This window comes from Comamonas guangdongensis (assembly GCF_041079535.1).
Lineage (GTDB): Bacteria > Pseudomonadota > Gammaproteobacteria > Burkholderiales > Burkholderiaceae_C > Comamonas > Comamonas guangdongensis.
On sequence record NZ_JBFYGN010000033.1, the window covers coordinates 19129 to 32767 of the forward strand.

Here is a 13639-nt window from a genome sequence, read left to right on the forward strand (position 1 = left end):
AATCAAAAACGCACGATCGTTCTTTTCTATCGCATAGGGGACAACAGCATGACTGCTGAATACAAAGTGGACGGTGCCGTCGCCGTCATTACCTTGAACAACCCGCCGGTCAACGGCCTGGGGCTGTCCACGCGCCGCGGCATTGTGGATGGTCTGAACCAGGCCCTGGCAGACGCCGCCGTGAAGGCCATTGTCATCACGGGTGCCGGCAAGGCCTTCTCGGGCGGTGCCGACATCACCGAGTTCGGCAAGGAAGAGGCTTATCGCGAGCCGCATCTGATCTCCGTGATCCAGCAGCTGGACCTGTCCACCAAGCCCCTGATTGCGGCCATTCACACGGTCTGCATGGGCGGTGGCCTGGAGCTGGCGCTGGGCTGCCACTACCGCATCGCGGCGCCCGGCACGGCCGTGGCCTTGCCCGAAGTCAAGCTGGGCCTGCTGCCCGGCGCCGGCGGCACGCAGCGCCTGCCGCGCGCTCTGGGCGTGGAGACCGCGCTCAACATGATCGTCAGCGGCGAGCCCGTCAAGAGCGAGATGCTGGCCGCCATTCCCGGCCAGAAGCTGTTCACCAAGATGGCCTCGTCGGCCGAAACCCTGCTGGCCGAGGCCAAGGCCTATGCGCTGGAACTGGCCGATGTGCGTCCGCTGCCGCGCGTGCGCGATCTGCCCTGCAAGCATCCCCAGGGCGAGGCCTATTTCGAGTTCGCCGCCACCATGGTGCAGGGCATGTCCAAGAATTTCCCGGCCCCGCTGCGCTGCGTGGAGGCCGTGAAGAACGCCACGACCAAGAAGTTCGATGACGGCATGGTCGCCGAGCGCGAAGCCTTCATGCAGCTGATGATGACGCCCGAGTCGCGTTCGCTGCGCCATCTGTTCCTGGCCGAGCGTGCGGCCTCCAAGATTGCCGACGTGCCGAGCGATACGCCGGTGCGCGATATCCAGACCGTGGGCGTGATCGGTGCCGGCACCATGGGCGGCGGCATCGCGATGAACTTCCTGAACGCCGGCATTCCGGTGACGATTCTGGAGACCAAGCAGGAGGCGCTGGAGCGCGGCGTGGCCACCATCCGCAAGAACTACGAGGCCCAGGTCAAGAAGGGCAAGCTGGCCCAGGAAAAATACGAGCAGCGCATGGCGCTGCTGACCACCACGCTGAACTACGGCGACCTCAAGAATGCCGATCTGATCATCGAAGCCGTGTTCGAGGAAATCGGCGTCAAGGAGCAGGTGTTCAAGCAGCTTGACGCAGTGGCCAAGCCCGGTGCCATCCTGGCCTCCAACACCTCCACGCTGGACGTGGACAGGATCGCCTCCTTCACCAAGCGCCCGCGCGACGTGGTGGGCATGCACTTCTTCAGTCCCGCCAATGTGATGAAGCTGCTTGAAGTGGTGCGCGGCAAGGCCACGGCCAAGGACGTGCTGGCCACGGTGATGAAGATCGCCAAGAAGATCAAGAAGACGGCCGTGGTCTCGGGCGTCTGCGACGGCTTCATCGGCAACCGCATGATCGAGCAGTACTCGCGCCAGGCCGGCTTTCTGCTGGACGAGGGCGCCTCGCCCCAGCAGGTGGACAAGGCCGTCGAGAAGTTCGGCTTTGCCATGGGGCCGTTCCGCATGGGCGATCTGGCCGGCAACGACATCGGCTGGGCCATCCGCAAGCGCCGCTATGTCGAGAAACCCGACATGAAGTACAGCGCCAGCGCCGACCGCCTGTGCGAACTGGGCCGCTTCGGCCAGAAGACCGGCGCCGGCTGGTACGACTATGTGCCCGGCAAGCGCGACGCCATGCCCTCGGACGTCGTGGCCAAGATGATCGACGAGCACCGCAAGAGCATCGGCGTCACGCCGCGCAAGATCTCGGACGAGGAAATCGTGCAGCGCCTGGTCTATGCGCTGGTCAACGAAGGTGCGCACATTCTGGAAGACGGCATCGCGGGCAAGTCCGGCGATATCGACATGGTCTATCTGACCGGCTATGGCTTCCCGCTGTGGCGCGGCGGCCCCATGCACTATGCGGGCGAAGTCGGCCTGTTCAACGTGGTCCAGGCCATGGGCCGCTTTGCCCAGAACCCCAACGACGATGCCAGGTTCTGGCAGCCCGCGCCGCTGCTGGCCAAGCTGGCCGCCGAAGGCAAGCAGTTCAGCTGATCCCGGCCTGTGGACTACCCAGAATACAAGGACACACCATGACATCCGCAGTGATTGTTTCTACCGCGCGCACCCCGTTGGCCAAGAGCTGGAAGGGCGCTTTCAACATGACTTACGGCCCCACCCTGGGCGCCCATGCGGTCAAGGCGGCCGTGGAGCGCGCCGGCATCGATGGCGCCGAGGTCGAGGACGTGATCATGGGCATGGCCCTGCCCGAAGGCACGACGGGCGGCAATGTGGCGCGCCTGATTGCCCTGCGCGCCGGCCTGCCCGTGAGCGTCTCGGGCCTGACGCTCAACCGCTTCTGTTCCTCGGGACTGCAGGCGATCGCGCTGGCGGCCCAGCGCATCATCGCGGGCGAGAACGATGTGCTGGTGGCCGGCGGCCTGGAGAGCATCTCCTGCGTCCAGCCCCATCTGAACCCGCACATGGCTTTTGACCCCGAGCTCACGGCCATGAAGCCCGAGGTCTACTGGAGCATGCTGCAGACCGCCGAGCAGGTGGCCAAGCGCTACCACATCAGCCGCGATGCCATGGACGAATATGGCGCGGCCAGCCAGCAGAAGGCCTGCGCGGCCCAGGCCGCGGGCCTGTTCGACGCCGAGATCGTCCCCGTGAAGACCGTGATGGGCGTGGCCGACAAGGTGCGCGGCCTGATCGCCAAGGAGGTGCTGGTCAGCAGGGACGAGGGCACTCGCGAGGGCACGACCAAGGAAGGCATCAGCGGCCTGCGCAGCGCTCTGCCCGGCGGCGTGGTCACTGCGGGCAATGCCAGCCAGTTCTCCGACGGCGCCGGCGCCTGCGCTGTGGTCAGCGAGGAATATGCGTCGCGCAAGGGCCTGCAGCCCCTGGGCCGCTTCCTGGGCTTTGCCGTGGCCGGTTGCGAGCCCGACGAGATGGGCATTGGCCCCGTCTACGCGATTCCCAAGGTGCTCAAGAAGCTGGGCCTGTCGGTGCAGGACATAGACCTGTGGGAGCTCAACGAGGCGTTTGCGGTGCAGGTCATCTACTGCCGCGACAAGCTGGGCATTCCGGCCGAGCGCCTCAACGTCAACGGCGGCGCGATTGCGCTGGGCCACCCCTATGGCGTCTCGGGCCAGCGACTCACCGGCCATGCGCTGATCGAAGGCAAGCGCCGCGGCGCCAAGCGTGTCTGCGTGACCATGTGCATCGGTGGCGGCATGGGCGCGGCGGGTATCTTCGAAGTCCTGTAAGCGCCGCGATCAAAAGCCGCAGTCCCGCCCGGGATGCGGCTTTTTATTTGCCTGGAATTCATTGTTTTGATAGCTGTCAGCGCTTGTACATAAAGGGCTGCAGCGGATTTTTATGGGGTATTGAGATGCGCCTGCGTTCCACCATTGATTTTTTGCTCTACGACTGGCTGCAGGCCGAGGGGCTGAGCCGTCGCAGGCGTTTCGCCGACCATTCGCGCGACACTTTCGATGCGGTGATGGACACCTGCGAGCGCATCGCGCGCGAGAAGTACGCGCCGTTCAACCGCACGGTGGACCTGCAGGAGCCGCAGTTCGACGGCGAGAAGGTCATCCTGCCCCAATGCACCTACGATGCGCGCCGGGCCTATGCGGAGTCCGGCATGCTCAGCGCGGCCCAGGACTATGCGATGGGCGGCATGCAGCTGCCCTATACGGTGGAGGCCGCGGCCAACTGCTTTTTTGCGGCGGCCTCGATCAGCATAGGCTCGAACATGCTGACCAGCGGCAATGCCAACGCCATCATGGCCCATGGCACGGAGAGGCAGAAACAGGTGTTCGCGGCCAATGAGTTCAACGGCCGCTGGGCCGGCACCATGTGCCTGTCCGAGCCCCAGGCCGGCTCCTCGCTGTCGGACATCGCCACGCGCGCCGAGCCCGACGGAGCCGATTTCGCCAGCGATGCCCTGGGGCCGCGCTACCGCCTCAAGGGCAACAAGATGTGGATCAGCGCCGGCGACCATGAACTGACCGAGAACATCGTGCATCTGGTACTGGCCAAGATACCCGGTCCCGACGGCAAGCCCGTGCCCGGCGTAAAGGGCATTTCGCTGTTCATCGTGCCCAAGAAGCTCGTGGACGCCGAAGGCCGGTTGACCGGCGAGCGCAACGATGTGGCGCTGGCAGGGCTCAACCACAAGCTGGGCTGGCGCGGCACGACCAATACCCTGCTCAATTTTGGCGAGGGAAAATACCCCGTGCGAGCGGCCTCGGGGGCGATTGGCTATCTGGTGGGCAAGCCCGGCGAAGGCCTGAAGTGCATGTTCCACATGATGAACGAGGCACGCATCTCCATCGGCATGGCGGCTTCCATGCTGGGCATGGCCGGCTACCACGCAAGCCTCGAATATGCGCAAAGCCGCCCGCAGGGCCGGCCGATTCAGGGCGCGCCGGGCGGGGGCGGCAAGGACGCGAACCAGCCGCAGTCGCGCATCATCGAGCATGCCGACGTCAAGCGCATGTTGCTGGCGCAGAAAGCCTATTGCGAGGGGGCTCTGGCCCTCAACCTGTTTTGCGCGCGCCTCGTCGACGAGCAGCACACGGGTTCCGAGCAGGAAGCGGCCGAAGCCAGGCTGCTGCTGGAGGTGTTGACGCCCATCGCCAAGAGCTGGCCCAGCGAGTTCTGCCTCGAAGCCAATTCCCTGGCCATCCAGATCCACGGCGGCTACGGCTATACGCGCGACTTCCCCGTGGAGCAGTACTGGCGCGACAACCGCCTGAACATGATCCATGAGGGCACGCACGGCATCCAGGCCCTGGACCTGCTGGGCCGCAAGGTCGTCATGGAAGGAGGCAAGGGCTTGCAGCTGCTGGCCGCACGCATCAACGCCACGGTGCAGAAGGCGCTGCAGCACGAAAAGCTCGCCTGCCATGCGAATCAGCTGGCGCGTGCGCTGGCCGATGTCGGGTCGGCCACCAAGGCCGCCTGGGCCACGGGCAATCCGCAGGAGGCGCTGGCCAATGCCGTGCCCTATATGCAGGCCTTCGGCCATGTGGTGCTGGCCTGGATCTGGCTGGATGTGGCCCTGGCCCTGCTGGCCAAGGACGACGAGCTGGCCATCGCGGCCCACCGTGGCGGCATGGCGGCCATGCGCTATTTCTTCCATTACGAGCTGCCGCGCATAGGCGCCTGGCTGCAGGTGGTCAAGGCCCGCGACATGACTTGCGCGCTGCTGGAAGAAGAAGCGTTCTGATATCGGCTCGAAAAGCAAAGCCCGCCGGTGCGCCGGCGGGCTTTGCTTTATTCTTGCCGGATGACTACGCAGCGCGACAGAAATATCCGGCTGGCCCAGGCGGCGCTGGACTGGAATCGGAAACACCTCAGGCACAACAGCCGGCTGACAAAAGAGCTGGTCGAGGAATGTTTCGGCAGGAGTTTTGTGGTCGAGCCCAATGGCCGGCATTACCGTGCTGATCCCGTTCTGTACCTGGAATTCCCCAATGGAATGAAGAGCTCGATGGCCGGCATCGAGTACCAGGTGCTCAATACCGTGGCCGATGGTGAGGGCGTGGTTCTGGACATGGCGGTGCAGATAGCGCGTCTCAATGGCGAGCAGGAAAGCTTCATTGCCATGCTGCTGATGCGCTTTGACGAGCACGGCAAGCTGAGCCTCTGGAAAGAGCTCTATCTGCCCAGGCCCGCGTAGGCATTTGGCTTCAGACCCAGGCCCGGCTGCGCCCACGCGGCCCATGACTGGGCCTTCATCTGCGGGCAACTGCCCGCAAAATTCACTTCGTCCACTTCGATATGCTCAGTCAGACAATGCGTCATCCCTGGCGCAATCTTGCGAGATTTGCGCTGCTGCTGGTTCTCTCCGTCGTGCTCACTCTGGGGCTGTACCACGGCAGTGAATCCTGGTCGCCCCGGCATGGCGGCACCGGCGACACCACGGGCCTGGCCTCGGGCCTGCTCTTTCTGGCTCAGCTGGCGCTGGTCTGGATTGCGGCCCTGGCGCTGCTGGCCCGCCTGGTAATGCCGCGCGGTCTGCGGCTGCCGAGCTTTGTGGCGGTGCCGGTGCTGCTGGGCCTGCTGCTGCAGCTGCACCAGTCGGGCTTCGGCAAGAAAGAGGTGTACTCCGCGGGCCCGGTGAGGCTCATGGACCTCGAGTTTCCCAAGGGCAGCTTTGCCCGCTACTGGCGCGACGGACGCTTTGCCCCGTGGCGGCTGAGCTTTGTCCGCACCGAGCAGACGCTGGATTTCCATGGCGTGCGCATCCATGCCATGAATGCGGAGTCCGCGCAGATAGGCCTCGTCAGCGTGGCGCTGGCCGGCGAGCAGACGCTGGGCGGCTGGCGCTGCACCACCCGTGGCGATGCGGTGCTGAGCCGGCGCAGCGAGCAGGCCGACGCGGACTGGGAGGTCGATGCCTGCGAACTCGCGCCGGACATGGTGGTCGGGCAGGTGGCGCTGAATGCGCCGTTCTGGATGAATTACGGCAGCTCCGACCGGGTGCAGCTGGTGCCGCGCGAAGGACCCAACGAGGTCCGGAATCCCGTCTGCCAGCGCGTCGAAGGGCTGGATGTGATGCTGACCGAGATGACGGTGGACAGGGACGGACGGGTGGCAAGCTGGCAAGGACTGGCCTGCCACGCCGGGTATGCCTCGGGCTATGGCTATCCCAGGCGGGCGCGCATGGCGCGCGCAGAGGATGACACATACACCATAGAGGCGGACATGAGCCACGAGGGCCAGCCCCTGTATTGCCTGAAGCTGGACGCAGCGCTCTCCCACCCCAGGTCCTGCTATGACTAGCCCGGGCCTGGTTCGCGGCCGGCACGGCGGCGACAGACAACAAAGCCCGCAGGCAGCGGGCTTTGTTGCGGGGGGCGATGGGCTCAGGGCTTTTCGCAGGCGTCGCTCATGCCGGCCATGCCGGCCAGCTTCTGCAGGCTGGAGCGCTGCTTCAGGCATTCCTGGTGCTTGGCGTCTGTCGCTTTCTGCTGGGCCAGCTGCATGGCCTTGGCCCGTTCGGTGCGCAGCTGGGCGATGCGTTCGCGGATCTGCGGCATCAGTGCCGTGGTGGCCTTCTCGCCTTCCACGATGGCGCTGCTGCGCTGGCCGAAGTCGGCCGGGCCTATGTCCAGCACCTTGGGGCGGATGATGATGTCGGCGCGGGCGAGCTCGGCCTGGCCCAGCTTCTGGCCCATGATGGCGATGGACTGGTTCAGCGCGCCCAGCATGTTCTCGGGCGCCTTGCCGCGGGCCTTGTTGGAGATGTCCACGGCGATCACGATGTCGGCACCCAGATTGCGCACCGCATCCACGGGAACGGGGCTGACGATGCCGCCGTCCACATAGTGGTACTTGCCGATGGTGACGGGCTGGAACACGCCCGGCACGCTACTGGAGGCGCGCACGGCCTGACCCACGTTGCCACGCGCGAACACGGTGCGCTCGCCATCCTCGAGGCGCGTGGCCACGGCCACGAAAGGCTTGCTCATCTGCTCCAGGGGTTTGCGGCGCACCTGCTCGTTCACATAGTCTTCGAGCTTCTGGCCCAGCACCAGCCCGCCCGAGGACAGCTGCAGGTCACGGATCTTGGCCTCATCCAGGGCTACCGCGGTTTCCTGCAGCTCAAAAGCGTTCATGCCGCTCGCATAGAGCGCGCCCACCACGCTGCCCGCGCTGGTGCCGGCGACCACGGTGGGCGTGAAGCCGTTGGCCTCCAGCATCTTGATCACGCCGATATGGGCAAAGCCCTTGGCCGCGCCGCCGCCCAGGGCCAGACCGATCTTGATGGGGGGAGCCGATGTCGCGGTCACCGGAGCATCGGCAGGGGCGGTGGAAGAGGGCGGGTTGCTGCCGCAAGCGGTCAGGCCGACCAGACTCAAACACACCAGAGGGCGCAAAAAAGCATTCAGGCGCATGCCGGGAAATCCTGCTGTCATTAGGGCGCCGAGTATAGCTTTGCAGGCAATTTCGCCTGCCGGCGCAGCTATTGATGCTTCCTAAAACATAGCTGCAGGCGCTTGGCAGTCCATGGCTACGGCCCTTTTTACTGCGAAAGTTTCAGCCGCAACCTTGTGCAACCGGCGGCAAACTCGCGGATAATAGTTTTCATGCAAACTAAATCTCAAACCGAGGCGCCGGCGGTGCACGACCTCGCGCAGGTGCGTTCGCGCTTCGGGCGCCTGATCGGCTCGGTCTATCGCCAGTGGCGGCGGCAGGTGGATCTGAGCTTCAAGGCGCAGGGCCTCTCGGACGCCACGCGCATGCCGCTGGTGGTGCTCTATGCCAAGGACCAGGCCCTGCTGCAAAAAGAGCTGGCCCAGGCCCTGCATCTGGAGACCTCGTCGCTGGTGCGCGTGCTGGACCAGCTGCGCCGCATGGAGCTGGTGGACTGGAGCAACGACCCCGACGACCGGCGCACCAAGCGCATTGCGCTGACGCCGGGGGGCCGCGAGGCCGCGGCGCAGATCGTGGACAAGAGCCTGGAGATAGAGCAGCAGATCCTGGCCGGCCTCAGCGCCGAGGAACTGGCCATCACCCGCGCCACGCTGGAGAAGATCGCGCGCCGCTTCGGCGAGCTCTGAGATCAGGAAATCGCGTCCGGTTTCAATTCAATATAAGAAAAGACGGAAATGCAGGAGACAACAGCATTGCAGCCGGCGGCGGGCCTGAGGGTGGACCCCGCCTGGAGCCTGGGTTTTGCGCTGGTGGTGGGCGTGATGGGGGCGGCGCTGATCAGCCCGCTGTATGCGCTCTACCAACAGGCCTGGAATCTGCAGGCCAGCGATATCTCGGCCATCTATGTGCTGTACATGTGCGGCGGGCTCTGCAGCCTGCTGTTCCTGGGGCGGCTGCCGGACCGCATCGGCTTCAGGCGGGTGATGCTGGCCTTCCTGCTGCTCACCCTGCTGGGCACGCATGGTGTCCATGCTGGCCTGGAACATGGGCAGCCTGATCGTGGGGCGCTTCATGGTGGGCGTGTCCTCCAGTCTCATCACCATCAGCGGCACCATAGGCCTGACGGCGCTGGCCGGCAGCGGCCGCGGCTCCTCGCAGCGCCTGGCCATGGTGGCCAGCTTTCTGAACGTGCTGGGCTTTGGCCTGGGGCCGCTGATCGGCGGCATCGTGGGCCAGTGGGGGCCTAGGCCGCTGCTGAGCGCCTATATCCCCACGCTGTTGCTGGGCGCGGTGGGCGTGTACGCGCTGCTCGCGCTCAGGCTGCCGTCGCATGCCCAGCAGGCCGCCCAGGGGCAAGGCGGCCTGCGCTGGCAGGACTGCATGCCGCGCCTGACCTGGCCTGCGCGCGCGGATGGGCAGGCCTTTGTCCTGAGTTGCGGCTACCCGTTTGTGGCGTTTGGCGTATTCGGCCTCTATGCATCGATGGCGCCGCTGTTTCTGAAGCGCATGGTCAGCTGGCATGGACCGTTGGTGAGCGGCACGGCGATTGCCGTGATCCTGCTGGTGTCGGCCGGCATACAGCTGCTGGCCGCGCGCCTGCCCGTGCACCGCTGCGGCCTGCTGGGCATGCTGGCTCTGGCGCTGAGCAATGCCTTGCTGATGCTCAATCTGCAGGCCGGCTCCACGCTGATCTTCATCGTGGGCGTGGCCTTGACGGCTCCGGGCCATGGCATGTCCATGCTGGCCGGCATGACCATGGTGGGGCGTATCGCAGGGCCAGACAACCGTGCGGGCCTGCTGTCCACCTATCAGGTGATAGGGCTGCTGGGCTCCATGCTGCCCATGATGGCCGTGGGCTGGATTGCCGACCACTGGGGCATCAACGCGGCGGTGGCCGCGTTTGCCTGCCTGGTCATGGTGTTGGGAACGGTGCTGGGATTGGCGTTTGCGCGGCATCCGCGCATGCGGGCCGCCGCACAGGAGTGAAGCATGAGAGAGCAAAACAGGGATGCCGGCATGGGCGCCGGCCTGGCAACGGCTGCTGAGGCGCCGGTGTTTGCCGAGCGGGTGCGCGCCCCCATCTGGCTGCTGGTGCTGGTCACGCTGGCCGGCACCATGGCCATGCATGTCTTTGTGCCGGCCCTGCCGGTGGCCGGCGCGGCCCTCCATGCCTCGCCGGCCAGCATGCAGCAGACCATCACCCTGTATGTGATCGGCCTGGCCGTGGGGCAGCTGATCTACGGCCCGATCTCCGATGCCTGGGGCCGCAGGCCCGCGCTGCTGCTGGGGCTGAGCCTGTATCTGGGGGCCAGCCTGGTGGCGCTGTTCGCACCCAGCCTGCAGTGGCTGCTGGCCGCGCGCCTGGTCCAGGCCCTGGGCGGGGCGGCGGGCATCACGCTGGGGCGCGCCATCGTGCGCGATACCTCGGAGCCCGCACGCGTGACGCGCGATCTGGCCCTGCTCAATCTGCTGACCCTGGTCGGACCGGGACTCGCGCCCATCATAGGCTCCTATCTGGCCGAGCATTTCGGCTGGCGCGCCATCTATGTGTTCCTGGTCTGCATGGCCTGTGCCATGGTGGTCTGCAGCTGGCGCCTGCTGCCCGAGACCCATGCGCAGCGCCGCCCCATGGAGCTGGCCGGCATTGCCCGGGACTACGGGCGGCTGCTGCGCAACCCGGCTTTTGCGGGCTTTATGCTGGGCGGCGCCTGCTCGAGCACGGCCCTGTACCCGTATCTGGCGACCGTGCCCTATATCGTGCACGAGCAGCTGGGCTACGCGATCAGCCAGGTGGGCTGGTTTGCGGCCCGAGCTGTTCCTGTATGCGGGAGCGGGCCTGAGCTGCTGCATGGCGCTGTTGCTGCTGCTGGTCCAGGGACTGGGCGGCTTGAACGGCGCGCTGCTGGTGGCCATCACCTTCACCATGACCATGGGGGCGGGCATGGCCAGCCCGGCGGCGCTGTCGCGCGCGCTGACGGCAGCACCCGGGCTGGCGGGCTCGGCCGCGGGACTGTATGGCTTCGGCCAGATGGCCATGGGTGCCATCGGCACCCAGCTGGTGGGCTTGGGCGAGGACCCTGCCATGGCCTGCGCCGTCACGCAGATCGCAATCACCGCGGCGGCGCTGGCCAGCTACCGGTTTGCGGTATCGCGCCAGGCGGCCGGGGCGCAGGGCTAGCGCATGGCGCGGCGCAGCGCCGCGCTGCTCCAGTCCACGGCAATGCTGAGCAGCAGCATGGCCAGGATCACCGTGCTGGCCTGCGCGTAATGGAACAGGGACAGCTCGAAGTACAGCAGCTGCCCCAGGCCGCCGGCTCCCACAAAGCCCAGTATCGCGGCCATGCGGATATTCATCTCCCAGCGGTACAGGGTATAGGCCAGCAGCTGGGGCGCGGCACCGGGCAGGGTGCCGTAGCAGAACGCCAGCAGGCGGCTGCTGCCGCCAAGGCGCAGCGCGAGCGCGGGCGCCTCGGGCGCGTTCTGCAGGGCCTCGGCATAGAGCCGGCCCAGCACTCCTGTCGTGTGCAAGGCCAGGGCCAATGCGCCCGCAAACGGCCCCAGACCCACGGCCAGGGCCGTGATGGTGGCCCAGACCAGCTCGGGCACGGAGCGCAGTATGTTGAGCACCGCATTCCACGGTGTGCGCCAGCGCGGCAGGGCCAGCAACAGCCCGGCGCCGGCGGCGAGCAAGGTGCCGACGATGGAGATCGCCAGCGTCTCCCATATGCCCTTGAGCACCTTGAGCAGCCAGGGCTGGCTCAGGTCGGGCGGGAAAAAGCCGCGCACAAAATCGCCCATGCTCTGGGCCGCATCCGGCGTGAACAGGGCCGCCAGATCCATGTCCAGCAGGCGCAGACTGCCCCACAGGCCCGCGCAGAAAGCCGTCAAGAAGGCAGCGGTGCGCCAGCCAAATGGCAGGGCCCGAGCCGCGGGCCGGGTGTCGAGCGCGCGACGCAGCCACCAGGACAGCAGGTCGGCCGCGGCCACCAGCAGCATAAAGGCCAGCAAAATGCTCGCGGCCTCGCCGCCGTTGAGCATCTTCATGGCCTGATCCATGAGCTGGCCCAGGCCACCCGCGCCCACAAAACCCATGACCACCGAGGCACGGATCGCGCATTCCCAGCGGTAGACGGTGTACGAGGTCAGCTCCTTGGCCGCCTGCGGCAGCAGGCCATAGAGCAGGGCCGGCAGGCGGCCGGCGCCGCAGGCCGCGAGCGCGCGGGCCGGCGCCGGGTCGGTGGATTCCAGGATCTCGGCATAGACCTTGGCCAGCATGCCGCCATAGGTCAGGCCCAGGGCCAGCACGCCGGCGGCCGGACCCAGGCCGAACACGCGCACAAAGACCAGGGCCCAGACCAGCTCGGGAATGCCGCGCAGCACGGTAAGCAGACCGCGTGCGACGGGGTTGAGCGTGACGCGCTCGCGCGCTGCGCCGCTGGCCAGATAGGACAGCGGCGCAGCAAGCGCGAAGGCCAGAGCCATGCCGGCCGTGGCGATGGCCAGGGTTTCCAGCATGGCCTGGCTCAGATAGCCGAGGAATTCGGCGCCGGTTTCGGGCGGCAGAAAGCCGGCGAGAAAACCGCCTATGACCTTGAGGTTGCTGGCGTCGAAGAAGGGCCGCAGCGAGAAGCCCGAGGTCTGCAGCATGGGCCACAGCAGCACCAGCGCCAGGATCAGCCAGCCCAGGCGGCCGCGTGCGGCGGGGTCGCGGTGTGCTGCGGCGCTCTTTACGCCACGCGATGTCGCGTCTACCGGCATGCAAGCACCGGGGGTATGGCGGCCGCGTCGGCTTCCGGCGTGGCCGCAACCATGCTGTGCAAGCCGGGCAGTGGCACGGCGCTGCCGTCCGCATTGCCATACAGGGCTTGCAGCTGCGCGTCGCCAACCCGGGCCGCAGGCAGATCGAAGGCGATGCGGCCGTCGCGTATGCCGACGATGCGTGCAAAGCAGGACAGGGCCAGGTCCACCGCATGCAGGCTGGCCACCAGCGTGGCCCCGCGCGCGGCGGCTTCCTGCACCAGCAGCTGCACCGTGGCCAGGGACAGGGCCGGGTCCAGCGCGGAGACGGGCTCGTCGGCCAGGATCAGCTCGGCCTGCTGGTAGAGCACGCGGGCAATGCCCACGCGCTGCAGCTGGCCGCCCGAGAGCTGGTCGCAGCGCGCGAACAGCTTGTCCTCGAGCTGCACGCGCTCCAGTGCCTCGCGCGCGCCCGCTATGTCCTGAGGATAGGCCAGCGAGGCCAGCGCCTTCCACAGCGGCCATTGGCCGAGCCTGCCGGCCAGCACTGCGGTGACCACGCGCTGGCGCAGCGGAATCGGCGCGGCCTGGTGCACGCTGCCTATGCGGGCACGCAAGGCCTTGAGTTCGCGCGCCGTCGACTGCGCGGATACGGCCTGCCCCAGCACCGTCATCCGGCCCGCGCTGGGCAGGTAGGCGGTGGCCATGGTGTTGAGCAGCGAAGTCTTGCCAGCGCCCGAGGGGCCGATCAGCGCAATGCTCTCGCCCTGGTTCACGGACAGCTTGATGCCCGAGAGGGCGGCAAAGCCGTTGGCGTGGGTCAGGCCCACATCGTCAAGCATGAGGCTCATGAGCCGAGTACTCTGAAAACAGTAGCTGCCCGCGCTTATGCAGCAAGCGTAGGCAGTCGAAAAGG

11 protein-coding genes and 2 pseudogenes are annotated in these 13639 nt (G+C 66.7%); 10 read left to right on the plus strand and 3 right to left on the minus strand.

Annotated features, from left to right (window positions below):
• The first annotated feature begins 48 nt into the window (after positions 1-48).
• The 5 genes from AB6724_RS19975 (at position 49) to AB6724_RS19995 (ending at position 6891) form a co-directional block, all read left to right on the plus strand.
• Positions 49-2148: a 3-hydroxyacyl-CoA dehydrogenase NAD-binding domain-containing protein gene (locus tag AB6724_RS19975; protein ID WP_369340294.1), complete on the plus strand. Its 2100-nt coding sequence runs from the start codon at positions 49-51 to the stop codon at positions 2146-2148.
• 38 nt (positions 2149-2186) lie between these two features.
• On the plus strand, positions 2187-3362 hold the full coding sequence (locus AB6724_RS19980) for an acetyl-CoA C-acyltransferase (protein WP_369340295.1): 1176 nt from the start codon (positions 2187-2189) through the stop codon (positions 3360-3362).
• Between the two features lie 125 nt (positions 3363-3487).
• Positions 3488-5332: an acyl-CoA dehydrogenase gene (locus tag AB6724_RS19985; RefSeq protein WP_369340296.1), complete on the plus strand. Its 1845-nt coding sequence runs from the start codon at positions 3488-3490 to the stop codon at positions 5330-5332.
• Between the two features lie 60 nt (positions 5333-5392).
• On the plus strand, positions 5393-5785 hold the full coding sequence (locus AB6724_RS19990) for a nuclear transport factor 2 family protein (protein WP_369340297.1): 393 nt from the start codon (positions 5393-5395) through the stop codon (positions 5783-5785).
• Between the two features lie 116 nt (positions 5786-5901).
• The gene (locus tag AB6724_RS19995; RefSeq protein ID WP_369340298.1) at positions 5902-6891 is read left to right on the plus strand and encodes a hypothetical protein; all 990 of its coding nucleotides are present in this window, start codon (positions 5902-5904) and stop codon (positions 6889-6891) included.
• Positions 6892-6974: 83 nt separating this feature from the next.
• Here the strand turns inward: AB6724_RS19995 and AB6724_RS20000 are convergent, their stop codons facing one another.
• Complete coding sequence (locus tag AB6724_RS20000) at positions 6975-8006, minus strand: patatin-like phospholipase family protein (protein WP_369340299.1); 1032 nt, start codon at positions 8004-8006, stop codon at positions 6975-6977.
• A 192-nt stretch (positions 8007-8198) separates the two neighbouring features.
• Here AB6724_RS20000 and AB6724_RS20005 point away from each other — a divergent pair, with 192 nt between their 5' ends.
• The 5 genes and pseudogenes from AB6724_RS20005 (at position 8199) to AB6724_RS20025 (ending at position 11164) form a co-directional block, all read left to right on the plus strand.
• Positions 8199-8672 carry a MarR family winged helix-turn-helix transcriptional regulator gene (locus tag AB6724_RS20005; RefSeq protein WP_369340300.1) on the plus strand — a complete coding sequence of 158 codons (474 nt, stop codon included), beginning with the start codon at positions 8199-8201 and terminating at the stop codon, positions 8670-8672.
• Positions 8673-8807: 135 nt separating this feature from the next.
• Positions 8808-8954: pseudogene (locus AB6724_RS20010) on the plus strand (MFS transporter); the annotation flags it as partial.
• Between the two features lie 52 nt (positions 8955-9006).
• Complete coding sequence (locus tag AB6724_RS20015) at positions 9007-9972, plus strand: MFS transporter (protein WP_369340301.1); 966 nt, start codon at positions 9007-9009, stop codon at positions 9970-9972.
• 135 nt (positions 9973-10107) lie between these two features.
• Positions 10108-10728: pseudogene (locus AB6724_RS20020) on the plus strand (MFS transporter); the annotation flags it as partial.
• Between the two features lie 106 nt (positions 10729-10834).
• Positions 10835-11164, plus strand: coding sequence for a hypothetical protein (locus tag AB6724_RS20025; protein WP_369340302.1), 330 nt, complete (start codon positions 10835-10837; stop codon positions 11162-11164).
• Here the strand turns inward: AB6724_RS20025 and phnE are convergent.
• Together phnE and AB6724_RS20035 are read right to left on the minus strand one after the other, a co-directional pair.
• The gene (gene phnE, locus AB6724_RS20030; RefSeq protein ID WP_369340303.1) at positions 11161-12744 is read right to left on the minus strand and encodes a phosphonate ABC transporter, permease protein PhnE; all 1584 of its coding nucleotides are present in this window, start codon (positions 12742-12744) and stop codon (positions 11161-11163) included. The two genes, AB6724_RS20025 and phnE, sit on opposite strands and share 4 nt — an antisense overlap.
• Entirely contained in the window at positions 12735-13574 is an 840-nt protein-coding gene (locus tag AB6724_RS20035; RefSeq protein ID WP_369340304.1) for a phosphonate ABC transporter ATP-binding protein, read from the minus strand. The genes phnE and AB6724_RS20035 overlap by 10 nt, the downstream gene beginning before the upstream one ends.
• Between the last annotated feature and the right edge of the window lie 65 nt (positions 13575-13639).

Coding starts and splice junctions, on each gene's coding strand:
- AB6724_RS19975 (WP_369340294.1), top strand. CDS start 49: ATGACTGCTGAATACAAAGTGGACGGTGCCGTCGCCGTCATTACCTTG.
- AB6724_RS19980 (WP_369340295.1), top strand. CDS start 2,187: ATGACATCCGCAGTGATTGTTTCTACCGCGCGCACCCCGTTGGCCAAG.
- AB6724_RS19985 (WP_369340296.1), top strand. CDS start 3,488: ATGCGCCTGCGTTCCACCATTGATTTTTTGCTCTACGACTGGCTGCAG.
- AB6724_RS19990 (WP_369340297.1), top strand. CDS start 5,393: ATGACTACGCAGCGCGACAGAAATATCCGGCTGGCCCAGGCGGCGCTG.
- AB6724_RS19995 (WP_369340298.1), top strand. CDS start 5,902: ATGCGTCATCCCTGGCGCAATCTTGCGAGATTTGCGCTGCTGCTGGTT.
- AB6724_RS20000 (WP_369340299.1), bottom strand. CDS start 8,006: ATGCGCCTGAATGCTTTTTTGCGCCCTCTGGTGTGTTTGAGTCTGGTC.
- AB6724_RS20005 (WP_369340300.1), top strand. CDS start 8,199: ATGCAAACTAAATCTCAAACCGAGGCGCCGGCGGTGCACGACCTCGCG.
- AB6724_RS20015 (WP_369340301.1), top strand. CDS start 9,007: ATGGTGTCCATGCTGGCCTGGAACATGGGCAGCCTGATCGTGGGGCGC.
- AB6724_RS20025 (WP_369340302.1), top strand. CDS start 10,835: ATGGCGCTGTTGCTGCTGCTGGTCCAGGGACTGGGCGGCTTGAACGGC.
- phnE (WP_369340303.1), bottom strand. CDS start 12,744: ATGCCGGTAGACGCGACATCGCGTGGCGTAAAGAGCGCCGCAGCACAC.
- AB6724_RS20035 (WP_369340304.1), bottom strand. CDS start 13,574: ATGAGCCTCATGCTTGACGATGTGGGCCTGACCCACGCCAACGGCTTT.